Here is a 25,096-nt window from a genome sequence, read left to right as displayed (position 1 = left end):
TCGCGAAGTACCTGGGTCATCGATAGGCAATGGCTTCGACGGCCCGAGGTTGCATGACAGTGTCCAGGATGAGGATCAAGTCCCTCCGAGTCGGCGGCCGCCCGGTGAGAACGAAGTGCTGGCTGATGAGCGCCGGTCCAATTTCTACGCTCCACGGCGTGACTGAGGCCGAGTCGATCTCACCCTGCTCCAAAGCTGTTCGAAGGATAGATTCGATCACCGTCAACCGCGGCCGGATTACAGAATCTACGAAGATGGCGCGCAGCGCGGGCTCGTGTAGAAGCTGAGCGATGACGTTCAGGCCAGGGAACCCGGTCTTGCCCGCCAGCAGATCGCGATGTGCAGTCAGCACGACCAGCAGGTTTTCCCGTGCCGACCGGCGGGCGCTGGGTACAGGCAGCGGCGGTATGGCAGAAACCAGTGCAGCGCAAAGTAACTCGTGCTTGCTTGCCCATCGGCTGTATAGCGAGGCTTTGCCGGTACGTGCTCGGGCCGCAATTCCGCCCATCGTCAGCGCGGGGTATCCGTGCTCAGCCAGCTCGGTCAGCGTGGCATCGAACAGCACTCGCTCCAGTACCACCCCCCTTTTACGCCCGTGGCAGGTACTCGCCGGCGGGCCGGAACGCAGGCGCTCGCTCATCACCACCCATCTCGGTGCAGGTCCATACGGAGAGACCCAAACCCGGCGCGTCGTTTCGAGAACGCAGCCTGCCGGCTTTGGCCCTACGTGGCATTCTCGGCCGGCGACGGTCGGGCCAGGCCAGTCGTTTTCCCGGCAATATAGGCGTCGGATTCAATCCTGTCAACGTCTACGTCAATCATTAGTCGTAGGAGTAAATGCTTGACGCGCAGCGCCTTCGAGCAGGAATGATCTCGCGACCGATGCCTTGCCGGCCCCGGTCACCACCGCAATATTCTGCGCCAACAGTGGCTTGGTCATCGTCGCCAAACTCTCATCCAGACGGAACCGCCACCAATATGACGCAGCTTTCTAATCTAGGTTAAGTTAATCGCGCCGAACGCTTGGGACGACACCCCGATCCTGTCGCATATGCTTTGCCGCGTGATATTTGCCGTGAGATCCGAGGGTTCACGTCCGCCGGCAAACCGCGGCGCTTCGGCACGCCGTCCGCGCAAACCCGTCATGCCCGTCGCACGTCTGATGGTCGCGGCCGGTGTCGCTCTCGTCGTCACGCCCTGCTCGGCCAACGCCGCCGTCCGCCACAACATCACATTGACGCTGGTGCGGCATGCCCAGTCGGCTGGCAACGCGTCTGGCCTCATCGACACGTCAAGTCCTGGACCTGGACTCACCGCCAAAGGTTGGTGCCAAGCGGTGCTCGACAGCGGACCGCTAAGCGCCAATCACTACGACGGCGTATTCGCCTCCACCATGACCCGAACACAGCAAACGGCGACGCCGACGGCACAAGCACTTGGCGAACCCATCGACGTTCTGCCGGGACTGAGGGAGATCGAGGCCGGGCAATTCGAGGGGCCAACCCGAAGCGAACGCAACGACGTTCATGGCCGTGCCGATGCGTTGGTTACACGGTGACCGTAGCGCACGCATCCCGGGGTCGCTTGACCGGGACGAATTCGAAGCGCGATTCAACGCGGCCGTGCAGCGCATCTATGACAGTGGCGACGTGCACCCTGTGGCGTTCTCGCACGGCGGAGCGGTCATGATCTGGACGCTGATGAACATCCGCGAGCCAGACCTCTCGTTACCGGCCCGCCAGCAGTTCCCAACATGGGACGCCTGGTTCTGCAGGGGAATCCGGCGCAGGGTTGGACGTTGAGCGAATGGGATGCCGATCCTCCGCCGTGCTGAGCGGGCGAAATCAGCAGGAGTTCAAAGTCCCACCGCGCGGAAGGAGTCGAGGTCGTCGACCGCGGCAGCGGCGCGTCGGATGACTGCCTTGCAACGGTCGACCGGCTGCATCTGGGGTTGATACCACGCCCGCCCTATGGTGAATAGCCACGCAGTCAGAGGCCAGAAGCTCTGCTGCCGGTGGCGTGTTCCCCCTGATTGAGACCGGGAGGTTTTAGAGTCCTGTGGCCCGATGTCGGGCTGGAAGGGACGATGAAACACATGGCTGGTCGGAAGCGGAATTCCGCGGAGGACATCGTGCGCAAGTTGCGCCGCGCGGATGAGCTGCTGCCGAGGGCAAAACCGGCGAGGAGATCGCCGCCGAGCTGCAGGTGTCGCCGGCGACTCTGTACAACTGGCGGCGCACTTACGGCGGTATGGATACTGACGCTGCCAAGGAGCTCAAGGAGCTGCGCGAGCAGAACTCCCGACTAAAGCGGCTGCTGGCCGAGGCCGAGCTTGAGAAGGACGCGCTGCGGGAGGTCGCGAAGGGAAAATTCTGAGCCCAGCTGCCAAGCGCCGCGCTGTGGACATGCTCAAGACGACGTTGAGCGTGTCGGAGCGGTTGGCGTGCAAGGCCGTTGGGCTGGCCCGCTGCACCTACCGCCGGCTGCCACTGGCGCAGACCGCAGTCGATCCGGACGCCGAAATGAGGGCCTGGCTGCGCGCCTACGCCACCAAACATCCCTGCCACGGGTTCCGGCGAGCCTGGGCGGCGCTGCGCTACGACGAGCGCCGTGAGGTCAACAAGAAGAAGATCCACCGCCTGTGGCGCGAGGAAGGTCTGCAGGTGCGGGTGCACAGCCCGCGCAAACGGGCCGGCACCTCCTCGGTACCGCCGGTCCTCGCCGATGCACCGAAGGTGGTGTGGGCGGTCGAATTCCAGTTCGACTCCACCATCGACGGCAAGGCCATCAAGATCGCCTCGATGGTCGACGAACACACCCGCGAGTCGCTGCTGCACCTGGTGGAGCGCTCGATCACCGGCGAGCGCCTGGTCGAGGAGCTCACGAAGGTGTTCGCCGCTACGGGTGGGCCTCCGAAAGTGCTGCGCATGGACAACGGTCCGGAGATGGTTTCCCAAGCGCTGCAACGGTTCTGCCAGCACAAGACCGGGATGGTGTACATCCCGCCGGGCTGCCCGTGGGACAACGGCTACATCGAATCGTTCAACAACCGACTGCGCAAGGAGTGCCTGAACCGCAACTACTGGAACAGCCTGTTCGAGGCTCGCGTGGTCATCGGCGACTTCAAGGATGACCACAACCACCGACACCGCCACTCGGCCCTGGGCTACCGCACACCGGCCGAGTACGCTGCGGCGTGCAGGTGCACCCACACCCCACCGCACCACCATCCCGAGGAGCAAGGATTCGCGGCGGGCCGGTGATCTGCTCGACAGGGACTTCACCGCGTCGGCGCCGAACCACAAGTGGGTCACCGACTTCACCTACGTGCCCACCTGGTCGGGATTCGTCTACGTCGCGTTGGTGATCGACTGCTATTCGCGGGCGATCGTGGGCTGGCAGGTATCGACGAGCAAGGACACCGCGATGGTGACCACGGCGTTGAAGATGGCCCTGTGGCGCCGCGACCACTACGGTCGCACCGTCGCGCACGGATTGATCCACCACAGCGACGCCGGCTCGGCTTACACATCGATCGCGTTCGCCGAAACCCTTCTGCTGGAAGGGATCGCGGCATCAATCGGCAGCATCGGCGACGCTTACGACAACGCGTTGGCTGAGACCACGATCGGCTTATTCAAAACCGAAGCGATCACGCCGAACAGCCCATTTCGGACCGGGCCGCTCAGAACCCCCGATGACGTCGAATACCTCACCATGGAATGGGTCGACTGGTACAACAACCGCCGCCTTCACAGCGTGCTCGACTACGTCCCGCCCGACGAATATGAGGCCACCTACTACGCTCAACTCCGAGCGTCCCAGCCGGCGATGTCTCAACCATGAAGCCGGCATCAAACCCGGAACAGTTCACATCGGAGTGACACTCGAAATGAGACAGTGACATCTCATTTGAGAACTGACAGCCGCGACACGGTAGTTCAGTGGCTTCTCCCCAAAGCTGCCATTGACCAATGTCAACATTTGGTGTTGACTGCGTCGTATGACGGACGGCGTTCCGGCTCGCGGGTCGTTGCGATCCCGCGGCGCGGCAGCGGTAAGTACGTACACCCTTCGGCCGATCACCAGCGTGATTCCGCCCGAGCGGGCGTGGGGGCTGTGGCTATCACGCCAGATCATCGCCAGGATCATGGGGACTTTCGGCCCCTCGCTCGCGGGCACCCGCGTCGAATCGGTAGACGTCAAGCTACCCGACGGCCGCCGCGTCAAGGGTGAATGGGTCTACGGACCGCGAACGCCCACCAGCCAGACCGAGCGCTCGTCAATTCGCGAGGGCGCGATCTACTACGTGCACGGCAGCGGGTATGCCGTCTGCTCGCCAAAAACGCACCGCCGCTTGACATCCTGGTTGTCGTCGCTGACCGGCTTACCGGTGTTCTGCGTCGATTACCGCCTTGCACCACGTCATCGCTTTCCCACCGCGGCCGACGACGTCCGCGCCGGCTGGGACTGGCTGGTCGACACCTGCGGCGTGCCACCGAAACACATTGTGCTCGCCGGTGATTCGGCGGGTGGTCACCTGTCGGTCGACCTGATGCGGCAACCCGAAATCGGTCACCCGGCCGCCATGGTGCTGTTCTCTCCCCTGTACGACCTCACGTTCGAGCTATCGCTGGCGCGCGAACGGATCCGCCCCGATCCCGCCACCCGGGCCGCCAACGCGATCCGCCTTGTCGGCCTCTACCACAGCGGGATCGAGCTCACCCACCAACGACTGACGCTCAACGTCGCCGGCGGCCCCGCACTCCCGCCCACCCTGATCCAGGCCGGCGGCGCCGAAATGCTGCAAGAGGATGCGCGTCAACTCGCCGCCGACATCCGTACCGGCGGTGGCCGGTGCGAACTGCAGATCTGGCCCCACCAGGTGCACGTCTTTCAGGCGCTGCCACGCATGACACCCGAAGCCGCCAAGGCCATGGCCTATGTCGCGCGCTTCATCGCCCATGCCCTTCAGGATGCGCGGGCCGTGGCCGAGGAGGTTCACTGACCATGTTGGACAGACTGCTCAACCGGCACAAAACCAGCCATGGCGCGTCGGCGGTGGTCACCGGCGCCGGCAGCGGCATCGGCGCCGCGTTCGCCGTCGAACTGGGCAAGCGTGGTGGCGCGGTCGTGTGCAGCGACATCGACGAGGCCGCCGCCCAGCGGACGGCCGACGCGATCACCGAGAACGGCGCAAAAGCGATCGCCATTCGCTGCGACGTATCCCGATTCGACGATGTACAGGCGCTGTCCGAACAGTCGCAGTCCTGGTTCGGCGCGCCGCCCACGCTGGTGATCAACAACGCCGGCGTCGGCGCGGGCGGTGCCGCCATCGGCGATGCGCCGCTGGACGATTGGCGCTGGACCTTGGGCATCAACCTGTGGGGACCCATTCACGGCTGCCACGTGTTCACCCCTATCCTGCGCGATGCCGCCCCCTCGAATGCGCCGCGGGGCATCATCAACGTGGCCTCGGCGGCGGCGTTCGGCGCGGCACCCGGCATGGCCGCCTATAACGTCAGCAAGGCCGGTGTGCTCTCACTGTCCGAGACCCTCGCCGCCGAATTGGCCGGCACGCCGGTGCGAGTCACCGTGCTGTGTCCGACCTTCGTCAAGACCAACATCCTCGAATCCGGCCGCATCAGCGAGCAATCCAGCGAACTGGCCGGAAAACTGATGCGCTGGACCGGGCTGTCCGCGCAGAAAGTCGCCCGCACCTGCTTGGACGCCCACGACCGCGGCGAGCTCTACTGCATGCCGCAGCTCGACGCCAAGATCGGCTGGAACATCAAACGCCTTGCCCCGCAGACCTATACCCGAGCGGCCGGCCTGGTGTCCCGCATCAACCTGCCCTGATCACCCGACGAAAAAAGGAGCTCCCGGTGGCAATCGACATGGAAGCCATGCTCGCCAAGATCAAGGATCGACAGTGGGCCCTCGCCGACATCGATTGGGACGCGCCCGGCGCCGACACCATCCGGCCCGAATTCCGACCCAAGCTCAAGGCGTTCATGGCCGACCTGTGCTGGATCGAAAACGTCGGTGCGCGCGGGTTCGCGGCACTGGCCAAAAAGGCGCCAGACCCCACGCTGGCCGAGATCTACCGGTATTTTCACGCCGAGGAACAACGCCACGCCAACGCCGAGATGGCCCTGATGAAGCGCTGGGGCATGCTCGACGACGGCGAGGTGCCCAAGCCGAACGTCAACATCCGGCTGGCCATCGAATGGCTCGACACCTACTCCGACAACATGCCGCTGTCGGTGCTGGGAACCGTCATCCCCATGCTGGAGGTCGCCCTCGACGGAGCGCTGTTGAAGTTCTTGCTCGACACCGTGGAAGACCCGGTGTGCCATCAGGTATTCGAGAAGATCAACAACGACGAATCACGGCATATCGCCGTCGATTTCGAGGTGCTGGACATGATCGGGCACGCCAAGGCACGGCGGCTGGCCATCGAATTCATCGGCACGGTCGCCACGCCGGGCCTGATCATCGGCGCCCTGATGTACATTCCGCTGCTCAATCGCGTCCGCAACGAGATGGCCGGCATGGGCATGGAACCCGAACGTTTGTACAACGCGGTCAAGCGGTTCAAGCAACTGGGCGAGCGCGGCGAACGAACCCGGCGGGTGCCCGCCTACCAGGTGCTCAAGCGGCACGCCGGCTGGGTGGTCAACCCCGGTCATCCCTATCACCTGCTGGCCAATTCCATGGTGTGGCTTTCCGACCGATACCCCAAGCCCTTGCTGAAACCCGTGCCCAGCTGGTTCAAGGAACTCACCTACCGGCCGGCGGCGTGACCGTGGCGAACAACACCGCCCATGCGGCGCTCATCGTCGGCGCCGGCTTCACCGGTCTCGGGGCGGCGATCCGCCTGGCCGAAGCCGGAGTGCACGACATCGTGATGCTGGAACGCGCCGACCGCGTCGGCGGAACCTGGCGCGACACAACATATCCCGGCGCGAGCTGTGACGTCCCGTCGCTGCTGTACTCGTATTCCTTCGTCCAGAACCCGACGTGGTCGCGTACCTACTCGCCCGCCCCCGAGATTTATCGGCACCTCGAGGACATGGCGAGCAGGTTCGACATCCGCAGCCGCATCAAGTTCGGCCACGAGGTCAAGGGCTTGACCTTCGACGAAGACGCCGGCGTGTGGACCGCGACCACCAAGAACCGCAAGAAGTTCCGCGCCCGCACCGTCGTGCTGGCCTCCGGCCCGCTGTCCGACGTCAGCTTCCCCGACATCCGGGGCCTGGACAGCTACCGCGGACACAAGATCCACAGCGCCCGCTGGGATCACGACTACGACTTCACCGACAAACGCGTCGCGGTCATCGGTACCGGCGCCAGCGCCATCCAGATCATCCCCGAACTGGTCAAGCAGGCCGGATTCGTCAAGGTGTTTCAGCGCACACCCTGCTGGGTGCTGCCACGCCTCGACGTCGCCACCCCGCCGCCCGTGCAGGCCCTGTTCGCCAAAGTCCCTGCCACCCAACAACTTGCCCGCCAAGCGCTGTATTGGGGCCACGAAGCCAGCGCCACGGCGCTGGTGTGGGACACCCCGCTGACGTCACTGGTCGCCCGGCTCGGCCGGGCGCACCTGCGGGCCCAGGTGAAAGACCCGTGGTTGCGGCGGCAGCTGACGCCGGACTTCCGCCCCGGGTGCAAGCGAATGCTGGTCTCCAGCGAGTACTACCCCGCACTGCAACGCGACAACTGCAAGCTGATCGACTGGCCGATCGCCACGTTGAGCCCGGTCGGCATCCGCACCAGCGACGGCCTCGAGCATCACCTTGACTGCATCGTGTTCGCCACCGGTTACGACGTGCACTTGACCGGTCCGCCCTTCCCGGTGACCGGGCTCGGCGGCCGGTCGCTGGCCGCCGAATGGGCCGGCGGGGCACAGGCTTACAAGAGCATCAACGTGCACGGTTATCCGAACCTGTTTGTCATGACCGGCCCCAATTCCGGACCGGGCCACAACTCGCTGCTGGTCTACATCGAGGGCCAGCTGGACTACGCGGTACGCGGTATCACCACCGTGCTCAACGACGACCTGCGTTACCTCGATGTGCGCGAGGAGGTCCAACGCCGACACAACGAGGGCCTGCAGCGCCGGCTCACCAAGACGACCTGGATGTCGGGTTGCCGCAGTTGGTACCTGACCAAGGACGGGTTCAACGGGTCGATGTACCCCGGTTTCGCCACGCAGTATCTTCGCCAGATGAGGGATTTCCGGTACGAGGACTATCAGGCGGTGGCTCGTCATGCCCGGACACAGGCCACCGCGTCGGCCTGAGGTGCCGCACTGACATGGCCACCGAGCGCGCGTCACGGCCCGAACCCGGCACCATCGCCAGCGTGCTGCACAACGTGCGACGTGCACCGAAGCGGGTTCGGCGCCAATCGCGGGAGTATCGCCAGCTCATCGAGGGGGCGGTGTCACAGCTTTTCGACGCGGCCACCCGGCACCCGCACGGCGCCGCGAACTCCGGTGAGTACCGGATCGACGACCTGGCCCGGCTGGCCGGCACCACCACGCGCAATATCCGCGTCTACCGCGACCGCGGACTATTACCGCCCCCGCTGCGGGTGGGACGAATAGCGCTGTTCAACGACACCCACCTGACCCGGCTACGACTCATCACCTCGATGCTCGACCGGGGCTACAACATCGCACACGTGCGAGAAATGCTCAGCGCGTGGGAGGAAGGCAAAAATCTCGGCGACGTGCTGGGCCTGGAAACCGCCATCGTCGGCACCTGGACCACCGAAAAGCCGGAAACGATGGCGCTGGCCGACGCCCGGCGACTGGTCGACGACGCCGACGCGTTCGACCGCCTGGTGGCGCTGCAAGTGATCCGGGTGGAGGGGACGCAGGCCACCATCACCCGCCCGAAACTCATCGAAGCGTTCAACGAAATCCGGGGCTACGGCGTCAGATTCGATAAGCTCATCGACCTCCACGAACAGATCGTCCCGGAGATCGACAAGATCAGCGACATGCTGGTGCGCGCCGGAGCGGAACACGTGTTGGACCGCATCAAGCCCGGCGAACCGTTGCCGGCCGACGCCGAAATCGCCGAGCTGATCACCATGCTGGTGCGCTTCCGGACTCAAGCGGTCGCGACCGTCACCGCCACGCTCGCATCGTCGATCGAAGCGAATATCGAGTCGCTGGTCGGCCGCATCCTGGCCGACTACCTCGAGTCGAGCTCTTCGAGCTGACCTGCGTTCGCGTGCACCTCGGTCCGTAGCTATTGGCGCGCAATCAGGTACGGCGCGAGTGTGGACAGCTTTTCGCAGGTCTCTTCGAATTCGCGGTCGGGTGTCGACCCTTCGATGATGCCCGCGCCGGCCCGCAACCAGGTCTTGCCGTCACGTTCGTACGCCGCCCGCAACGTCAGCGCCGCATCAAGCCCGCCGTCGGCTGAAATCATCACGACCGCACCGGAATACAACCCACGCGGCCCCTCGTCGAGACGCATGATCGCGTCGACCCCACCGGCTTTCGGAATGCCCGACGCGGTGACCGCCGGGAACAGCGCTTCCAGCGCGTCCATCCGGTCATTGGCGGCGCCGAGCCGCCCGCTGACGGTGGAGCCGAGGTGCTGCACACTCCCCCGCTCCCGCACCGTCATGAAATCGGTGACCACCGTGGTGCCCGGCTCGGCGATCTCGGCCATCTCCCGCAGCGAGCTTCGGACCGAGATAGCATGCTCGACAATCTCTTTGGAGTTCGACTCCAAGTCGTCGCGGGCCTGGCGGTCGCGGACCTCGCCGCGGCCGAGCGCTCGGGTGCCCGCCAGCGGTTCGGTGACCACGACGCCGTCATGATGGACAGCCGCGACCAGCTCGGGGCTATATCCCAGCGCGCGAATGCCGCCCAGCCGCAACAGAAACGACCTCACCGGCGTGTTGTGCCGACGGGCCAACCGGTAGGTGGACGGGAAGTCCAGCGCGAAGGGCACATCGAGAGAACGGGAAAGAATCACCTTGTGGTAACGACCCGCGGCGATCTCACCGACGGCCGACGCCACCCGATCGCGATAGCCCGACGGGTCAGCGACCACGTCGACCGCCGAGGCGGCGCGCACCTCGGGCACCCCGTCGCCCAGGACACCCAAGACTTCGTCCCGGTGCCCGGCCGACGCGCCGAACAGGCGGACCTGCTCATTGGTGACCACGATGCGGCCGTGCGGCCAAAAAACCCGGGCCAGTGGGGTTCCCGGCGCCAGACGCTGCTGCAGCCCGTAGCGGTAAACACCGAATTCAAAGGCGATCCAGCCGAAGAGGTGGTCGGTTTCCAGCAGCAGCCGGTCAATGGCTTCTCCGAGCACCGGCCCGGGCCTGCCCGACCAGCGTTGGCATTGGGTGGTGCCGTCGCGGATCACTCGCAGCTCGTCGCTGTCCAGCTCAATCATCGCGCGCACCCCGGTGGCCAGCACCCATTCGCCGCCGCGCTCATAGAGCAGATACTCTTCGCCGACGCGCTCGGACAGCACCACGGCCAGTTCGGCCGCCAGATCCGCCGGATCGATATGCGGGGGGAGCGGAATCGACGGCGACTCGGAGCCGGCGGAACTCGTCTTGACGCTGACCTCGGTCACGGTTAGTAAATGTAGCCTAACCTATCTAGTTGTGCGCAACCGATCCCGCCAACTGCCCCTCGATTAACGCGTTCAGCTAATACTCCCGCAGAGTCAAAACACCAGCCCGTCCCCTCCCAGCCCGCCAGGGGTGCCGCTGCATTGCCGGCATCCGGCCGTTTGCGCAGGTACACCAGGCGAAACCCCGCCCATAAGGGCCGGGTCCGCACGCCGGCAGTGCAGGTCGCGGCTCCAAAGGTTTCCCAACCGTTTACGTTGCGGTCGCACACCGGGCGGCTGCGGCGGCCAGACTTTGCCTAGCGCCCGCGCCCGCCCGCCCGAATCCGCCGGATTGGAGGAACACCGTGTTCATCATCCGGCTTTTCAACGGCGAGGAAGTGCACGCAAGCGAAGGCGACGAGCTCGAAATCAATCCACAGACCGGTGTGCTTTCGGTATCCCGGGTCGACGGCTTCGAGCAAATTACGACGCATTACTCGCCGTCGGCCTGGCTGTCGGTGACGCACCGCAACAAGGGAGCCGGCGTCCGTCCCTCCCTCGTCCCGTCGGCACGCTGACCGTATTTGACTACACAGTAAACGCACAGCACTTTCACGCCAAACTCGCGGCGTACGCGTCGCGCACGGCTGGGTGATTACTCCGGGAGAATTTCGCCTTGACCAGGAGTTTTGCCAAGTGTCATCAGCCCTGCGGGCGTCGGTCACCCTGTGTGCTTTCAACTGGCGGCGCGTAAGCGGCGGGGATAAGTTCTTGACGGTCGTCGCGATGTTTCGTGGTTGCTCCGCTTGCGGACGGTGCTTCCCCAGATCAGCGCTCTAACCAACGGAGGCATCGATGCTGCAAGAGTTCTGGCACAACTTCACCCATAACTTGTTCAAGCCGCTTCTGCTGTTCTTCTACTTCGGGTTCCTGATTCCCATCTTGAAGGTGCGGTTCGAATTTCCCTATGTCATCTATCAGGGATTGACCATGTACCTGTTGCTGGCCATCGGCTGGCACGGCGGCGAGGAACTCGCGCGGGTCAGCGCGTCGAGCGTCGGCTCCATCGTGGGCTTCATGATCGTGGGCTTCGCGCTGAACTGTGCGATTGGCGCGCTGGCCTACCTGGGCCTCAGCCGCCTGAAATCACTTCGGAAAGTCGACCGCGCGACCATCGCCGGCTATTACGGGTCGGACTCGGCGGGGACCTTTGCCACCTGCGTGGCCGTCTTGGCCGCGGTGAACATCGCCTTCAACGCGTACATGCCGGTGATGCTGGCCGTGATGGAGATTCCGGGGTGCTTGGTGGCGCTGTATTTCGTTGCGCGACTTCGGCATCGGGGCATGGACTCCGCCGGCTACATGCCGGACGAGACCGGCTACACGCCGCCGGTCAAGGTGGGGGTCGGGCCCGGCACCGCCGCGCGCCCCCCGCATGGCCAGAGCCTCGAGAGTCAAGAGGAAGCCGCCATCGAGCAGGAGCTGGAGCTCTCGCTGGAAAAGATGGAGCACCAGGATTGGGAGCCCGACCAGAGCTCCGCGCGGACGGGCAAGAAGGTGCCGATCTTCTCCCGCGAGCTGTTCCAAGAAGTCTTCCTCAATCCCGGCCTCGTCCTCTTGATGGGCGGCATCATCATCGGCCTGGTCAGCGGGCTGCAGGGACAGAAGGTCGTTGCCGACGACGACAAATTCTTCGTCCTGGCCTTCCAGGGCGTGCTGTGTCTGTTCCTGCTCGAGATGGGCATGACCGCGTCGCGCAAGTTGAAAGACCTTCGCACGGCGGGCCCCGGATTCATCGTCTTCGGCCTGGTGGCACCGAACGTCTTTGCCACACTGGGCATCATCGTCGCCTGCAGCTACGCGTCGCTGACCCACACCGACTTTAAGACCGGAACCTACGTCTTGTTCGCGGTTCTGTGCGGCGCGGCGTCCTACATCGCCGTCCCGGCGGTGCAGCGCCTGGCGATCCCCGAAGCGAGCCCCACCCTGCCGCTGGCCGCCTCACTGGGCCTCACGTTCTCCTATAACGTCACCGTGGGGATCCCCCTCTACATCGAGATCGCCCGCGTCTTCGAGCATTGGTTCGGCGTCTGACACGGACGGCGCCGCTACCCCAACAGGGTTCGCACCACGGCGTCGGCCAGCAGCCGGCCGCGTGGAGTCAGGACAAACCTGTCACCCTCGGAAACCAACAGCCCGTCGGAAACCACGCCCTGCGCGCGGTCACGCTCTGCGGCACTCAGCAACTCTTTCGGGAGCCCTTGGCGTAGACGGGTTTTCAACAACACGTCCTCGGTGTGTAAGGCGTCGGCATCGAGCTGCTCGAATCCGGCCACCGGCAGTGCCGCGGCGCTCAACCGCTCCGCGTACGCGTTGGGATGCTTGACATTCCACCACCGGGTCGCACCGACGTAGCCGTGCGCGCCGGGCCCCGCACCCCACCACTGGCCGCCATCCCAGTAGCCGAGATTGTGTCGGCACTGACCGCCGGGCCGTGACCAGTTGGACACTTCGTACCAGGACATCCCGGCCTGCGACAGGTGCGCATCAACCAGCTCATAGCGGTGCGCCAGCACGTCGTCGTCGGGTGCGGCCAGCTCGCCGCGCCGGACCCGCCGGGCCAGCGCGGTACCTTCCTCGACGACCAGCGCGTAGGCAGACACGTGATCCACGCCGGTCTCGATCGCCGTCTCGACCGACCGCAACAGGTCGTCGTCTGACTCGCCCGGAGTTCCGTAGATCAAATCGAGGCTGACGTGCTCGAATCCCGCGGCCAGCGCCTCGCGGGCGGCGGCAGCGGACCGGTTCGGTGTGTGGATGCGGTCCAGGACACCCAGCACCCTCGGCGACACCGACTGCATCCCCAGCGATACCCGGGTGTAGCCGGCCGCACGGATGGCGTCGAAGAAGTCCGGCCATGCCGACTCCGGGTTGGCCTCGGTGGTGACCTCGGCGTCGGTCGCCAGAGTGAAGTGCTGGCGCACCATGCCCAGCAACGTGGCCATCCGCGCCCCGCCCAGCAGCGAAGGGGTTCCGCCACCGACAAACACGGTGTTCACCTGCGGCGCCTGCAACCTCGCGGCGGCCAGTTCCAGTTCCGTCCCCAGTGCGCTGAGCCAGGCGTCCGGATTGACGCCACCCAACTCGGCCGGCGTATAGGTGTTGAAATCGCAGTAGCCGCAACGTGTCACGCAGAACGGGACATGCACATAGATGCCAAACGGCTGCCCGGCGGCCGCCCCGACGTCGGGCAGCTCGACCGGTTGCTCGCGAATGGCCATGCCAAATGATCCCACGCCGCACGGGTGCATCCCGAGTCGTCGGTTCACCGGCAACGCCGGCCGGCGGTCGCATGAAGTTCTAAGGCTTTTCCGGGGTGATCCCCCAGAGTCGCGCGCTAGTTTTAATCACCGTGAGCCAAGATTTGACCTGCTCGCATGGCCCTTCGACAGCCATGGCACAATGGGGACGTGACCGCCGACCAGCCCAGCCCGCACATTGTGCTCGTGGCGCGACGGCACATTGATCTCAAGCGCGTGTGCAGCTGTATCTGTCTGCCTTGACGTGGTAGACCCAGGCCCCCTGTGTCTCCAGCTGGCCGACGGTTCCGCGCCGCCCAAAAGTGCCGGTGAACTGTGCTGGCCGCGCTGGCGATCTTTTTGAAGGAGAGAACTTCCGATGACCACCGCCCGAGCCGCAAAGCCCCGTAACGAGGGCCAATGGGCACTGGGAAATCGTGAGCCGCTGAACCCGAACGAAGAGATGAAGCAGGCCGGCGCCCCGCTGGACGTGCGGGAGCGCATCGAGACCGTGTACGCCAAGAACGGCTTCGACAGCATCGACAAGAGCGATCTGCGGGGGCGTTTCCGCTGGTGGGGCCTGTACACCCAGCGTGAACAGGGGTACGACGGCACGTTCACCGGCGACGACAACGCCGAGTTGCTGGAAGCCAGGTACTTCATGATGCGGGTGCGTTGCGACGGCGGCGCACTGTCGGCCGCCGCGCTGCGCACCGTGGGCCAGATCTCCACCGAATTCGGCCGCGACACCGCCGACATCACCGACCGTGAGAATATCCAGTACCACTGGATCGAGGTGGAGAACGTCCCCGAGATCTGGCGGCGGCTGGCCGAGGTCGGGCTGCAGACCGCCGAAGCCTGCGGCGATTGCCCCCGCGTGATCCTGGGTTCCCCGCTGGCCGGTGAGTCGCTCGACGAGGTGCTCGACCCCACCTGGGCGATCGACGAGATCGTGCGCCGCTACATCGGCCAGCCCGACTTCGCCGACCTGCCGCGCAAATACAAGACCGCGATCTCCGGCCTGCAGGACGTGGTGCACGAGGTGAACGACGTCGCGTTCATCGGCGTGAACCACCCCGAGCACGGCCCCGGGCTGGACCTGTGGGTCGGCGGCGGGCTGTCGACCAATCCGATGCTGGGCCAGCGGCTCGGCGCCTGGGTACCGCTCGAAGAGGTACCCGAGGTGTGGCACGCGGTGACCTCGATCTTCCGCGACTACGGCTACCGACGGCTGCGTTCCAAGGCGCGGCTGAAGTTCCTGGTCAAAGACTGGGGCGTGGAAAAATTCCGGGAAGTTCTCGAACAGGAATACCTGAAGCGTCCGCTGATCGACGGCCCGGCCCCCGAGCCGCTGAAACACCCGATCGACCACGTCGGGGTGCAGCGGCTCAAGAACGGGCTCAACGCCGTTGGCGTCGCCCCGATCGCGGGCCGGGTGTCGGGCACCATCCTCACCGCGGTGGCCGACCTCGCCGAGCGAGCCGGCTCGGACCGGATCCGGCTCACCCCCTACCAGAAGCTGGTCATCCTCGACGTTCCCGATGACAAGCTCGACGAACTGATCGCGGGTCTGGAGTCGCTGGGCCTGCAATCGCAGCCGTCGCATTGGCGCCGGAATGTGATGGCGTGCACAGGGATTGAATTCTGCAAGTTGTCGTTCGCCGAAACCCGGGTCAAGGCGCAGTCTTTGGTGCCCGACCTGGAACGCCGCCTCGCGGACATCAACGGCCAGCTCGACGCGCCGATCACCGTCAACCTCAACGGCTGTCCCAATTCCTGCGCCCGCATTCAGGTCGCCGACATCGGGCTGAAGGGCCAGATGGTCGACGACGGCGCGGGCGGCTCGGTGGAGGCCTTCCAGGTGCACCTGGGCGGCAGCCTGGGCCTGGACAGCGGCTTTGGCCGAAAGCTGCGCCAGCACAAGGTCACCAGCGACGAGCTCGGTGACTACATCGAGCGGGTCACACGCAACTTCCTGAAATATCGCGGTGAGGGTGAACGTTTCGCACAGTGGGCTATGAGGGCAGACGAGGACGATTTGCGATGAGCGAACGAACTACCAAACTTCCAGAAGCCGAGCTGCGGGCGCTTGCCGCCCGCGGTGCGGCCGAGCTGGAAGGCGCCAGCGCCGCCGACGTATTGCGTTGGACCGACGAGACGTTCGGCGGCATCAACGGGCCCCGCGGCTGGGCCACCTGCAACTATGTGGTGGCGTCCAGCATGCAGGAGGCGGTGTTGATCGATCTGGCGTCCAAGGTGCGTCCGGGTGTGCCGGTGGTGTTCTTGGACACGGGTTATCACTTCGTGGAGACCATCGGCACTCGCGACGCGATCGAGTCGGTGTATGACATCCGGGTGCTCAACGTCACTCCCGAGCACAGCGTGGCCGAGCAGGACAAAATGTTGGGCAAGGACCTGTTCGCGCGGGATCCCGGTGAGTGCTGCCGGCTGCGCAAGGTCGAGCCGCTGGGCAAGACGCTGCGCGGATACTCGGCATGGGTGACCGGGCTGCGCCGGTCGGAGGCGGCGACGCGCGCGAACGCCCCGGTGGTCGGCTTCGACGAGGGCTTCAAGCTGGTGAAGGTCAACCCGATGGCGACCTGGTCGGACGAGGACGTGCAGAACTACATCGACGAGCACAGCGTGCTGGTCAATCCCCTGATCTACGAAGGCTATTCGTCGATCGGTTGCGCTCCCTGCACGGCCAAGCCGCTGGCGGGCGCCGACCCGCGCAGCGGACGCTGGCAGGGACGGGCCAAGACCGAATGCGGGTTGCACGCGTCGTAGCGACAGCCGCGCGACAACCCGACGACGGATCCAGCCGGATCAGGCCGACGTCAGCGTGTTCTCGTCCGCGTCGGCCTGGTCGGCGCGACTGGCCTCGGCCGCGGCAGCGAGCGCGATCGGCGGCACCCGGGTAGCACGCACGTACACGGTGTCGCCCTCGCGCAACGCCAGCGCCTCGGCGTCGCCGCGGGTGATCTGGGCGGTGAAGAAGCCGCCGGTGGCGGCGCTGGTCAGCTCGACTCGCACCTCGAAACCCAGCGTGACGACGCGGTCGACGACGGCGCGCACCACCCCGACGGACTCGGCCGTGCCGTCGCCACCGGCGATCGCCATCTCGGGGTTGCGGCCCACCCGGATGTCGTGCGGCCGGACCAGGGTGCCGTTCAGGGTGGACACGGCGCCCAGAAACGACATCACGAACGCGTTCGCCGGGGCGTCATAGACGTCGGTGGGGGATCCGATCTGCTCGATGCGGCCCTGGTTCAACACCGCGATGCGGTCGGCGACGTCCAACGCCTCGGCCTGGTCGTGGGTGACCAGCACCGTGGTCACGTGCACCTCGTCGTGCAGGCGCCGCAGCCACGCCCGCAGGTCCTCGCGGACCTTGGCGTCCAGCGCGCCGAACGGCTCGTCGAGCAGCAGCACCTGCGGATCGACGGCCAATGCCCGCGCCAGCGCCATCCGCTGCCGCTGACCGCCGGACAGCTGGTTGGGGTAGCGGGCCTGAAACCCGCTCAGCCCCACCACTTCCAGCAGATTGTCCACCTTGGCTTTGATCTCGGCTTTGGGTCGCTTGCGGACCTTGAGCCCGTAGGCCACATTGTCGCGGACCGTCAAGTGCTTGAACGCCGCATAATGCTGGAACACGAAGCCGATGCCGCGGCGTTGCGGTGGCACCCGGGTCACGTCACGACCATAGATCGTGACGGTTCCGGTGTCGGGCTGGTCCAACCCGGCGATGGTACGCAGCAGGGTGGATTTACCCGAACCGCTGGGGCCCAGCAAAGCCGTCAGCGAGCCGGTGGGCACGACGAAGTCGACATGGTCGAGGGCGACGAAATCGCCATAACGCTTGTTGGCGTCACGCACGATGATGGCGAGGTCGTCGCGGTTGGTGCCGGTGTCAGTCACGGTCATTCTCCTCGTCAGGCCTGTCTGGCCGCTCGTGCGCGGCGCGCGTCGAGCACCACCTGGAAAACCAACACCAGCACGGCGACTCCCATCAGCAGCGTGGACAGCGCGTAAGCGCCGTACTCCGCGCCGCGGTTGTAGCGGTCGGAGACAAGCAATGTCAGCGTCTGCGACTTCCCTGGCAGGTTCGACGACACCATCAACACGGCACCGTATTCCCCCAGGGTACGGGCGATGGTCAACACGATGCCGTACGTCAGGCCCCACCGGATGGACGGCAGGGTGATCCGCCAGAACGTCTGCCACCAGCCCGAACCCAGGGTGGCCGCCGCCTCCTCCTGGTCCGTGCCCAGCTCGTGCAGCACCGGCTCCACTTCGCGCACCACGAATGGCAGCGTGACGAAGATGCTGGCCAGCACGATTCCCGGCAGGCCGAAGATGATCTTGAAGCCGAGGTCTTGCTCCACGAACCCGAGCGCACCGGCCGAGCCCCACAACACGATCAACGCGACGCCCACGATGACGGGCGAGACCGCGAACGGCAGATCGATGACAGCCTGCAGCACGCCCTTGCCCCGAAACCTGTTGCGGGCGAGGACCAATGCGGTCGGGATACCGAAGACGACGTTGAGGGGCACCACGATGGCCACCACCAGCAGCGTCAGATTCAGCGCCGATATCGCGGCGGGGGTGCTCACCCAGTCGAAGAACTGGCCGAGCCCGGGCTGAAATGTCCGCCACAGGATCAACGTCACCGGGACGACGAGCAGCACGAAGATGTATCCGAGCGCGATCAACCGCAACGAATAGCGCACTCCCGCAGCCGACGTCATGCGGACAGCTCCTCTCGCTTGGCCGCGCGTCCGCCCACGATCCTCAGGATGAGCAGCACGACGAACGAAATGCCCAACAGCACAATCGAAATTGCGGCGGCACCGGTGCGGTCGTCGTTCTCGATCAGGGTGCGTATCCACTGCGACGACACCTCGGTCTTGCCGGGCACCGCACCACCGATGAGCACCACGGATCCGAACTCGCCGATCGCCCGTGAAAACGCCAGGCCCGCACCGGACAACAACGCGGGCAGCAGCGACGGCAGCACCACGGACGTGAAGATCTTCGGGCCGCTGGCACCCAACGACGCCGCGGCCTCCTCGGTTTCGCGGTCCAATTCCAGCAGCACCGGCTGGACGGCGCGCACCACGAACGGCAGAGTGACGAAGGCCAGCGCCACCGTCACACCCCATGACGTGTGCTGCAGATGCAGGCCGACCGGGCTGTTGTTGCCGTACAGCGCCAGCATGACCAGGCTGGCGACGATGGTGGGCAGCGCGAACGGCAGATCGATGATCGCGTCGACGAGCCGCTTGCCCGGAAAGTCATCACGCACCAGCACCCACGCGATCACCAGACCGAACACCAGGTTGAGCACGGTGACCCCGGCCGAGATCGTTAAGGTCACCCGGAACGATTCGACCGCGGCATTGGAGGAGACGGCGAGCCAGAACGCATGCCAGCCGCCGCCGGCGGATTGCCAGGCGATCGCCGCCAGCGGCAGCAACACGATGACCGACAGCCACACCGTGGCCGCTCCGACCCGAAGAGCGGTGGTTCCGCGGCCGCGGCCGGCAAGCGCACCCGGTGGTGCTTCACCGCTGAGCTCGGGCCGGACGGCCAGCGGGTCCGGCGTGATCGCGGTCATCCGGTGGCCTTCGTGTAGATCTGGGTGATGCTGCCGGTGGTCTTGTCGAACAACTGCGGATCCGCGGTGGCCCAGCCGCCGAGGTCGGCGATGGTCCACAGCTTCGCCGGCACCGGGTACTGGGCGCGGAAGTCGGCGGCGACGGCCGGATCGACCGGACGGAAACCGGCCTGCGCCCAGACTTTTTGGGCTGCGGCCGTGTACTGGAAGTTCTTGAACGCGACGGCGGCGTCCAGGTGCGGGCTGGTGTTGACCACGGCCACCGGATTGTCGATCTTGAAGGTCTGCGCCAGATTGATGTGTTCGACCGGCTTTCCCGCCCGCTCGGTGGCGATGGCCTCGTTCTCGTAGCTGATCAAGACGTCACCGCTGCCCTGGACGAAGACATCGGTGGCCTCCCGCCCCGATCCGGGACGCAGTTTGACGTGTTCGGTTACCAACTTCTTGATGAAATCCACACCGGCGTCGGAGTGGGCGCCGCCCTCACTCTTGACGGCGTACGGCGCGAGTAGATTCCATTTGGCCGATCCAGAACTCAGCGGGCTGGGGGTGATGACCTCGACGCCCGGCCGCAGCAGGTCATCCCAATCCTTGATGTTCTTCGGATTGCCCTTTCGCACCACCAGCGTGACGACCGAGCCGAACGGAATTCCCTTGGTGGCGTCAGCATTCCAGTCCTTGGAGACCTTGCCGGCCTTCACCAGCCGAGCGATGTCGGGTTCGACGGAGAAGTTCACCACATCGGCCGGCTTGCCGTCGACGACACCGCGGGATTGGTCACCGGAGGCCCCGTAGGAGGTGACCACTTGCACGGCCTTTCCCTCATCGGAGGCATTGAACGCGGGAATTATCTTGCTCCACCCCGGTTCTGGGACCGAGTAGGCGACCAGGGTGATGCTGGTGCGCGCGTTCGACAGCCCCCCGCCACCGACGGCATCACTGGCGCCGCCATGGCATCCGGCGATGAGACCGGCAATCAGGGCAAGGGCGAGGACGGGCCGCCAATGCGATGCGGTCCTGATGTCCATTGAGGGCCTTCCGACGCGGAACGTATGGGATTTCGGTCCCGTTTCTGCGGATAGGCACCTAGAACTTCAGGAGAATTCGAAGACTCCAGACCAGACCGCGTAACGGGTTTGGGAGTCAGCGACAACAGTGCACGAAGGCATAGCACCCCGGAAAGCCGAATGCCACGCGCATGGCGGGAAGCCTAACAGGAATTGAGGTTGCCGCCACCGCCACGGTTGGCCCAGCAAACGGACCCTGCCCGTCAGTGGTGCATCAGGTGCGTTACCAACCATGTCACGACCACCAGCGCCACCAGGATGGCCAGAATCAGCGTCACGTGTGACCGGGGCATGGGCGTTACTCGGGGGTCCCGTCGGCGTGGCGGGCGCGGCGCATCAACTCGATGCCCTTGCCGAGCACGCCGTCCAACGCGGCCGCGGTGGCGTAGGCCACCGCCAGCACGACCGGGGTCACCACCATGGCCTGCAGCACGAAAGGGAGCCCCGACAGCCACAGCTCGTTGCCGTCCCACCAGTTGAGGAACGCGTTCACCGGGCTCACCCTATTCCGCCCGGCCGCCGAAGACCAATGTCTGACGGTCGGCGCGTGGTTGCCCGTCCGGATGACCCGACCCGCCTGATGGCCGCCGGCGGACCGACGGGCATGGGGCTTGACCCGCTGTCGGCGGGCGCCGGCATCACATCACGGTGATGGAGAAGCACGCCGACTTCCCGCGTGACTTCCCCCGAGGGGCCCGCGCCACGCCACCTGGCCGGAACGTTGGACGCGCGATAGCTGAGCAGCGATGATGTCCAGATGGTTCTGCATGCCCAACCCGAAGACCAGCCGGCCCAACCGGACGGGGCCATGCCCGAGGACGCGTTCCAAACCGCCTCCGCGGCGTCGATGTCGTCGTCCATCGACCTGCGCACGCCCGGGCCCCTGGCCCCCAGCGCCGCCCTGCGGAACCCATTCCCGCCGATCGCCGACTATGCGTTCCTCTCGGATTGGGAGACCACCTGCCTGATCTCGCCGGCCGGGTCGGTGGAATGGATGTGCGTGCCCCGGCCGGACTCCCCCAGCGTGTTCGGGGCGATCTTGGACCGCAGCGCCGGCCATTTCCGGCTGGGCCCCTATGGCGTCTCGGTGCCCTCGGCGCGCCGGTACCTCCCCGGCAGTCTCATCATGGAGACCACCTGGCAGACCCACACCGGGTGGCTGATCGTGCGTGACGCGCTGGTGATGGGCCCCTGGCATGACCTGGAGCGGCGGTCGCGGACGCATCGCCGCACCCCGATGGACTGGGATGCCGAACACATCCTGCTGCGCACCGTGCGCTGCGTCAGCGGCACCGTGGAATTGATGATGAGCTGCGAGCCGGCGTTCGACTACCACCGCGTCGGCGCTGCGTGGGAGTACTCCGCCAACGCGTACGGCGAGGCGGTCGCGCGCGCCACCAGGGATCCCGACGCCCACCCGACGCTGCGGCTCACCAGCAACCTGCGGATCGGGCTGGAAGGCCGCGAGGCACGCGCGCGCACCCGGATGAAAGAGGGCGACGACGTGTTCGTCGCGCTGAGCTGGACAAAGCACCCGGCGCCCCAGACGTACCAAGAGGCCGCGGACAAGATGTGGCAGACCACCGAGTGCTGGCGGCAGTGGATCAACATCGGCAACTTCCCCGATCACCCGTGGCGGGCGTACCTGCAGCGCAGTGCGCTGACGTTGAAGGGCCTCACCTACTCGCCCACCGGTGCGCTGCTGGCCGCCAGCACCACGTCGCTGCCGGAAACGCCGCAGGGCGAGCGCAACTGGGATTACCGCTACGCGTGGGTGCGCGATTCCACATTCGCGTTGTGGGGTCTGTACACGCTGGGGCTTGACCGCGAGGCGGACGACTTCTTCGCGTTCATCGCCGACGTCTCCGGCGCCAATAACAACGAGCGACACCCGCTGCAGGTCATGTACGGCGTGGGCGGTGAGCGCAGCCTGGTCGAAGAAGAGCTGCATCACCTGTCCGGCTACGACCACGCCCGCCCGGTGCGCATCGGCAATGGCGCCTACGACCAGGTCCAGCACGACATCTGGGGCTCGATCCTGGATTCCTTCTACCTGCACGCAAAGTCCCGAGAGCAGGTTCCGGAGACGTTGTGGCCGGTGCTGAAAAAGCAGGTGGAAGAGGCGATCAAGCACTGGCGCGAGCCCGACCGCGGCATCTGGGAGGTGCGCGGGGAACCGCAGCACTTCACCTCGTCGAAGGTGATGTGCTGGGTCGCGCTCGACCGCGGGGCCAAGCTGGCCGAGCGGCAGGGCGAGACGAGTTACGCCCAGCAGTGGCGGGCGATCGCCGAGGAGATCAAGGACGACATCCTGCAGCACGGCGTGGACTCCCGCGGGGTGTTCACCCAGCGCTACGGCAGCGACGCGCTGGACGCCTCGCTGCTGTTGGTGGTGCTGACGCGGTTCCTGCCGCCCGATGACCCGCGGGTGCGCAACACCGTCCTGGCGATCGCCGACGAACTCACTCAGGAAGGCCTGGTGCTGCGCTACCGGGTGGAGGAAACCGACGACGGGCTGTCCGGCGAGGAGGGCACCTTCACAATCTGCTCGTTCTGGCTGGTGTCGGCGCTGGTCGAGATCGGCGAGGTGCGACGCGCCAAGCGGCTCTGTGAACGGCTGCTGTCCTACGCGAGCCCGCTGCACCTCTACGCCGAGGAGATCGAACCGCGCACCGGCCGGCAGCTGGGCAACTTCCCGCAGGCGTTCACCCACCTGGCGCTGATCAACGCGGTGGTGCACGTGATCCGCGCCGAGGAGGAAGCCGACGGCTCCGGGATGTTCCAGCCCGCGAACGCACCTATGTAGGGACTTCGTATGTAGGGATTTCGCGGCGCAAGGCAACCGCGGGGCATCCGCCTAGCGCAGTGCGCCGACCTTGTCCCTCATAACCTGCGCAATGTCGAGCGCGCTGGCCTCGACTTCGTCTGGTTGGGTCAGCGGCCGAGTGAGGGGGTTCGCAAAGTCGACCTCGACTTCGATGAGGCAATTGTCCCGCACACCGATGGCCCGGCCGGCCGGTAGCGACTCCTCGACAAGCGGGTTCGGCGAATCGAGCTCGATCGATGTCTTCGCCGCGAGAACCGAAGCCGCGACTTGCACGCCGTCCACCTTGGCCTTCAGCCTGAACGGGCGTCCGGTCAGGGCAACCGTCTTGCCCTGACATCGTTGCCACTGCCGAGAGAACGTCACGAACAGCTCCTCGGCGTCGGCGGGCGTCGGCAGGTCGACGACCGCCTCTTGGACGCGGATTACGGTAGCGGTCGTGGATTCGGGCCGAAACGTCTCCTGCGCGACGTCTCTGACCCTCCGGTGACGGTAGGCGCTTTGCTGCAGCATCACCGCGACTTCGATGCAGTCGTCGGGCGACACGGCTCGGTCGCCCTGCAACGACTCGGGACCCGCGAAACTCGGCGGGAATCCGGGATCAATCTCCAAGGGCTGCTTGACAATTCGCGACAGTGCGGTCTTGCCGAGCAGCACCCGCTTGATGGTCGGCCCGCTGAGCGATCGCGGCGCCGCGCCGGGCACCGGCCGTGCCGTGCCGTCGACCGCCACGGAGCAACCCGAGGCCAGTACCGCGATGACCATCAGGGCGCTGAGGCCCCAGGGGCTTCTCGTACCGGTCTTCACACTGTTACCGCGCCTCCCCGAGTCCGTCGATCTACACCACAAGCCGCTTGACCAGCAGTTTACGGTCGCCGCCGAGGTAGAGACCACGCGCCACACCGTGGACATCCCCGGCGCCAGGCGCCACATCACCCCAGCGCGCTGACTTTGTCCATCAGGGCGTGCGCGACGTCGATGGCGCTGGAGTTGATGTCGGCCGATCCCGGATCGGAGGACCGGCGCCCGCCGAAGAACACCACCTGGACCTCGACCAGGCAGTTCGACCGGATACCGACGGCGCGCGCCTGAGGGGTGGGCCGCAGGGGCGGCATGTTCGGCAGGACCGAGGTCGCGGTCTTGGTGGCCGCGATGGTGGAGTCGGTGGTGCGGACGTCGCTGATCACGTTCGTGGTGCTGATCGGGCCGCTCTGTTCCGACGTCGTCATGCCGTTGCACTGCTGCCACTGCTGAGAGAACTGCGCGAACAATGCCTGGGCCTGGGCGGTCGACGGGAGGGCGACCACGCCCTCCTCCACCACGATCACCTGCGCGGGCTCGCCGTTGTTCCACCACGACTCCGACGCAACGTCTTTCACGTCCGCGGACCGGTATACGTCCTGTTGCAGCATCGCCGTCACGCCCAGACAGCCGGCCTGCGACATCGCCCGCCTGACCTGATAGAGCTTTTCCGGGCCGCCGTATTCGGCCGGATCCCGCGCCACAAAGGTCTGATTGAGCATCCGCGACAGCGTCGCGCCGTCGAGAAGCACCTGCTTGACCGTCGCACCGCTGAGCGGTTGCGGCTTGAGGTTCGGCGCCGGCTTTGCCGTGCCCGCCACCACGCCACCGCAGCCCGTCACCAACGCGGCGACCGCCATCAACGTCGTCGCTATCCCCCGTATCCGCAT

At 65.8% G+C, this 25,096-nt stretch carries 24 protein-coding genes and 1 pseudogene; 14 read left to right on the top strand and 11 right to left on the bottom strand.

The window, feature by feature from the left end:
• Nucleotides 1-16: 16 nt before the first annotated feature.
• Together ACIUM1_RS23215 and ACIUM1_RS23210 are read right to left on the bottom strand one after the other, a co-directional pair.
• Complete coding sequence (locus ACIUM1_RS23215; protein ID WP_406817828.1) at nucleotides 17-628, bottom strand: TetR/AcrR family transcriptional regulator; 612 nt, start codon at nucleotides 626-628, stop codon at nucleotides 17-19.
• A 186-nt stretch (nucleotides 629-814) separates the two neighbouring features.
• Nucleotides 815-940, bottom strand: coding sequence for a hypothetical protein (locus tag ACIUM1_RS23210; protein WP_406814862.1), 126 nt, complete (start codon nucleotides 938-940; stop codon nucleotides 815-817).
• A 222-nt stretch (nucleotides 941-1,162) separates the two neighbouring features.
• Here ACIUM1_RS23210 and ACIUM1_RS23205 point away from each other — a divergent pair, with 222 nt between their 5' ends.
• The 8 genes and pseudogenes from ACIUM1_RS23205 to ACIUM1_RS23170 all read left to right on the top strand — a co-directional run bounded on the left by ACIUM1_RS23205 (nucleotide 1,163) and on the right by ACIUM1_RS23170 (nucleotide 9,234).
• A complete protein-coding gene (locus ACIUM1_RS23205; RefSeq protein WP_406814861.1) occupies nucleotides 1,163-1,558 on the top strand; it encodes a histidine phosphatase family protein in 396 nt (131 codons plus the stop codon).
• Nucleotides 1,559-2,095: 537 nt separating this feature from the next.
• Nucleotides 2,096-3,263 (top strand): annotated as a pseudogene (locus ACIUM1_RS23200) (IS3 family transposase).
• Nucleotides 3,190-3,846: an IS3 family transposase gene (locus tag ACIUM1_RS23195; RefSeq protein ID WP_406817827.1), complete on the top strand. Its 657-nt coding sequence runs from the start codon at nucleotides 3,190-3,192 to the stop codon at nucleotides 3,844-3,846. The pseudogene ACIUM1_RS23200 and the gene ACIUM1_RS23195 overlap by 74 nt, the downstream one beginning before the upstream one ends.
• A 157-nt stretch (nucleotides 3,847-4,003) precedes the next feature.
• Complete coding sequence (locus tag ACIUM1_RS23190; protein ID WP_406814860.1) at nucleotides 4,004-5,008, top strand: alpha/beta hydrolase; 1,005 nt, start codon at nucleotides 4,004-4,006, stop codon at nucleotides 5,006-5,008.
• A gap of 2 nt (nucleotides 5,009-5,010) precedes the next feature.
• Nucleotides 5,011-5,859, top strand: a complete 849-nt coding sequence (locus ACIUM1_RS23185; RefSeq protein ID WP_406814859.1) for an SDR family NAD(P)-dependent oxidoreductase — start codon at nucleotides 5,011-5,013, stop codon at nucleotides 5,857-5,859.
• Between the two features lie 26 nt (nucleotides 5,860-5,885).
• Nucleotides 5,886-6,806: a ferritin-like domain-containing protein gene (locus tag ACIUM1_RS23180; RefSeq protein WP_406814858.1), complete on the top strand. Its 921-nt coding sequence runs from the start codon at nucleotides 5,886-5,888 to the stop codon at nucleotides 6,804-6,806.
• Complete coding sequence (locus ACIUM1_RS23175) at nucleotides 6,803-8,305, top strand: flavin-containing monooxygenase (RefSeq protein ID WP_406814857.1); 1,503 nt, start codon at nucleotides 6,803-6,805, stop codon at nucleotides 8,303-8,305. Before ACIUM1_RS23180 ends, ACIUM1_RS23175 begins: the two co-directional genes overlap by 4 nt.
• A 14-nt stretch (nucleotides 8,306-8,319) precedes the next feature.
• Nucleotides 8,320-9,234: a MerR family transcriptional regulator gene (locus ACIUM1_RS23170; protein ID WP_406814856.1), complete on the top strand. Its 915-nt coding sequence runs from the start codon at nucleotides 8,320-8,322 to the stop codon at nucleotides 9,232-9,234.
• Nucleotides 9,235-9,263: 29 nt separating this feature from the next.
• Here the strand turns inward: ACIUM1_RS23170 and ACIUM1_RS23165 are convergent, their stop codons facing one another.
• Nucleotides 9,264-10,616, bottom strand: coding sequence for a salicylate synthase (locus ACIUM1_RS23165; protein ID WP_406814855.1), 1,353 nt, complete (start codon nucleotides 10,614-10,616; stop codon nucleotides 9,264-9,266).
• Between the two features lie 344 nt (nucleotides 10,617-10,960).
• Here ACIUM1_RS23165 and ACIUM1_RS23160 point away from each other — a divergent pair, with 344 nt between their 5' ends.
• Both ACIUM1_RS23160 and ACIUM1_RS23155 read left to right on the top strand, forming a co-directional pair.
• On the top strand, nucleotides 10,961-11,173 hold the full coding sequence (locus ACIUM1_RS23160) for a hypothetical protein (protein ID WP_406814854.1): 213 nt from the start codon (nucleotides 10,961-10,963) through the stop codon (nucleotides 11,171-11,173).
• 277 nt (nucleotides 11,174-11,450) lie between these two features.
• Nucleotides 11,451-12,689: a sodium-dependent bicarbonate transport family permease gene (locus ACIUM1_RS23155; protein ID WP_406814853.1), complete on the top strand. Its 1,239-nt coding sequence runs from the start codon at nucleotides 11,451-11,453 to the stop codon at nucleotides 12,687-12,689.
• Between the two features lie 14 nt (nucleotides 12,690-12,703).
• Here ACIUM1_RS23155 and hemW read toward each other — a convergent pair whose 3' ends face one another.
• The gene (gene hemW / locus ACIUM1_RS23150; RefSeq protein WP_406814852.1) at nucleotides 12,704-13,876 is read right to left on the bottom strand and encodes a radical SAM family heme chaperone HemW; all 1,173 of its coding nucleotides are present in this window, start codon (nucleotides 13,874-13,876) and stop codon (nucleotides 12,704-12,706) included.
• Between the two features lie 156 nt (nucleotides 13,877-14,032).
• Between hemW and ACIUM1_RS23145 the strand changes: the two genes are divergently transcribed.
• From ACIUM1_RS23145 to ACIUM1_RS23135, 3 genes are all read left to right on the top strand, one after another.
• Nucleotides 14,033-14,158: an Ms4527A family Cys-rich leader peptide gene (locus ACIUM1_RS23145; protein WP_406814851.1), complete on the top strand. Its 126-nt coding sequence runs from the start codon at nucleotides 14,033-14,035 to the stop codon at nucleotides 14,156-14,158.
• Nucleotides 14,159-14,273: 115 nt separating this feature from the next.
• Nucleotides 14,274-15,941, top strand: a complete 1,668-nt coding sequence (locus ACIUM1_RS23140; RefSeq protein WP_406814850.1) for a nitrite/sulfite reductase — start codon at nucleotides 14,274-14,276, stop codon at nucleotides 15,939-15,941.
• Nucleotides 15,938-16,681, top strand: coding sequence for a phosphoadenylyl-sulfate reductase (locus ACIUM1_RS23135; protein ID WP_406814849.1), 744 nt, complete (start codon nucleotides 15,938-15,940; stop codon nucleotides 16,679-16,681). Before ACIUM1_RS23140 ends, ACIUM1_RS23135 begins: the two co-directional genes overlap by 4 nt.
• A 39-nt stretch (nucleotides 16,682-16,720) precedes the next feature.
• Here the strand turns inward: ACIUM1_RS23135 and ACIUM1_RS23130 are convergent, their stop codons facing one another.
• The 5 genes from ACIUM1_RS23130 to ACIUM1_RS23110 form a co-directional block, all read right to left on the bottom strand.
• Complete coding sequence (locus tag ACIUM1_RS23130; protein WP_406814848.1) at nucleotides 16,721-17,818, bottom strand: sulfate/molybdate ABC transporter ATP-binding protein; 1,098 nt, start codon at nucleotides 17,816-17,818, stop codon at nucleotides 16,721-16,723.
• Nucleotides 17,819-17,826: 8 nt separating this feature from the next.
• On the bottom strand, nucleotides 17,827-18,645 hold the full coding sequence (cysW, locus tag ACIUM1_RS23125) for a sulfate ABC transporter permease subunit CysW (RefSeq protein ID WP_406814847.1): 819 nt from the start codon (nucleotides 18,643-18,645) through the stop codon (nucleotides 17,827-17,829).
• A complete protein-coding gene (cysT, locus tag ACIUM1_RS23120; RefSeq protein ID WP_406814846.1) occupies nucleotides 18,642-19,514 on the bottom strand; it encodes a sulfate ABC transporter permease subunit CysT in 873 nt (290 codons plus the stop codon). Before cysT ends, cysW begins: the two co-directional genes overlap by 4 nt.
• Nucleotides 19,511-20,542: a sulfate ABC transporter substrate-binding protein gene (locus tag ACIUM1_RS23115; RefSeq protein WP_406814845.1), complete on the bottom strand. Its 1,032-nt coding sequence runs from the start codon at nucleotides 20,540-20,542 to the stop codon at nucleotides 19,511-19,513. The genes cysT and ACIUM1_RS23115 overlap by 4 nt, the downstream gene beginning before the upstream one ends.
• Nucleotides 20,543-20,879: 337 nt before the next feature.
• The gene (locus tag ACIUM1_RS23110) at nucleotides 20,880-21,083 is read right to left on the bottom strand and encodes a hypothetical protein (RefSeq protein ID WP_406814844.1); all 204 of its coding nucleotides are present in this window, start codon (nucleotides 21,081-21,083) and stop codon (nucleotides 20,880-20,882) included.
• A gap of 255 nt (nucleotides 21,084-21,338) precedes the next feature.
• Here ACIUM1_RS23110 and ACIUM1_RS23105 point away from each other — a divergent pair, with 255 nt between their 5' ends.
• Nucleotides 21,339-23,387, top strand: a complete 2,049-nt coding sequence (locus tag ACIUM1_RS23105; protein ID WP_406814843.1) for a glycoside hydrolase family 15 protein — start codon at nucleotides 21,339-21,341, stop codon at nucleotides 23,385-23,387.
• A 51-nt stretch (nucleotides 23,388-23,438) separates the two neighbouring features.
• Here the strand turns inward: ACIUM1_RS23105 and ACIUM1_RS23100 are convergent, their stop codons facing one another.
• The gene (locus ACIUM1_RS23100) at nucleotides 23,439-24,212 is read right to left on the bottom strand and encodes a sensor domain-containing protein (RefSeq protein WP_406814842.1); all 774 of its coding nucleotides are present in this window, start codon (nucleotides 24,210-24,212) and stop codon (nucleotides 23,439-23,441) included.
• 125 nt (nucleotides 24,213-24,337) lie between these two features.
• Nucleotides 24,338-25,096 carry a sensor domain-containing protein gene (locus tag ACIUM1_RS23095; RefSeq protein ID WP_406814841.1) on the bottom strand — a complete coding sequence of 253 codons (759 nt, stop codon included), beginning with the start codon at nucleotides 25,094-25,096 and terminating at the stop codon, nucleotides 24,338-24,340.

It is taken from the genome of Mycobacterium sp. M23085 (assembly GCF_045343915.1).
Taxonomy (GTDB): Bacteria; Actinomycetota; Actinomycetes; order Mycobacteriales; family Mycobacteriaceae; genus Mycobacterium.
This window is presented reverse-complemented; position numbering and strand designations above follow the sequence as displayed.

What these genes read in the sequence shown, in the direction of transcription:
- ACIUM1_RS23210 (WP_406814862.1), bottom strand. Translation starts at nt 940, where the DNA reads ATGACCAAGCCACTGTTGGCGCAGAATATTGCGGTGGTGACCGGGGCC.
- ACIUM1_RS23205 (WP_406814861.1), top strand. Translation starts at nt 1,163, where the DNA reads ATGGTCGCGGCCGGTGTCGCTCTCGTCGTCACGCCCTGCTCGGCCAAC.
- ACIUM1_RS23190 (WP_406814860.1), top strand. Translation starts at nt 4,004, where the DNA reads ATGACGGACGGCGTTCCGGCTCGCGGGTCGTTGCGATCCCGCGGCGCG.
- ACIUM1_RS23185 (WP_406814859.1), top strand. Translation starts at nt 5,011, where the DNA reads ATGTTGGACAGACTGCTCAACCGGCACAAAACCAGCCATGGCGCGTCG.
- ACIUM1_RS23170 (WP_406814856.1), top strand. Translation starts at nt 8,320, where the DNA reads ATGGCCACCGAGCGCGCGTCACGGCCCGAACCCGGCACCATCGCCAGC.
- ACIUM1_RS23155 (WP_406814853.1), top strand. Translation starts at nt 11,451, where the DNA reads ATGCTGCAAGAGTTCTGGCACAACTTCACCCATAACTTGTTCAAGCCG.
- hemW (WP_406814852.1), bottom strand. Translation starts at nt 13,876, where the DNA reads ATGGCCATTCGCGAGCAACCGGTCGAGCTGCCCGACGTCGGGGCGGCC.
- ACIUM1_RS23145 (WP_406814851.1), top strand. Translation starts at nt 14,033, where the DNA reads ATGGCCCTTCGACAGCCATGGCACAATGGGGACGTGACCGCCGACCAG.
- ACIUM1_RS23140 (WP_406814850.1), top strand. Translation starts at nt 14,274, where the DNA reads ATGACCACCGCCCGAGCCGCAAAGCCCCGTAACGAGGGCCAATGGGCA.
- ACIUM1_RS23135 (WP_406814849.1), top strand. Translation starts at nt 15,938, where the DNA reads ATGAGCGAACGAACTACCAAACTTCCAGAAGCCGAGCTGCGGGCGCTT.
- ACIUM1_RS23130 (WP_406814848.1), bottom strand. Translation starts at nt 17,818, where the DNA reads ATGACCGTGACTGACACCGGCACCAACCGCGACGACCTCGCCATCATC.
- cysW (WP_406814847.1), bottom strand. Translation starts at nt 18,645, where the DNA reads ATGACGTCGGCTGCGGGAGTGCGCTATTCGTTGCGGTTGATCGCGCTC.
- cysT (WP_406814846.1), bottom strand. Translation starts at nt 19,514, where the DNA reads ATGACCGCGATCACGCCGGACCCGCTGGCCGTCCGGCCCGAGCTCAGC.
- ACIUM1_RS23115 (WP_406814845.1), bottom strand. Translation starts at nt 20,542, where the DNA reads ATGGACATCAGGACCGCATCGCATTGGCGGCCCGTCCTCGCCCTTGCC.
- ACIUM1_RS23105 (WP_406814843.1), top strand. Translation starts at nt 21,339, where the DNA reads ATGGTTCTGCATGCCCAACCCGAAGACCAGCCGGCCCAACCGGACGGG.
- ACIUM1_RS23095 (WP_406814841.1), bottom strand. Translation starts at nt 25,096, where the DNA reads ATGCGGATACGGGGGATAGCGACGACGTTGATGGCGGTCGCCGCGTTG.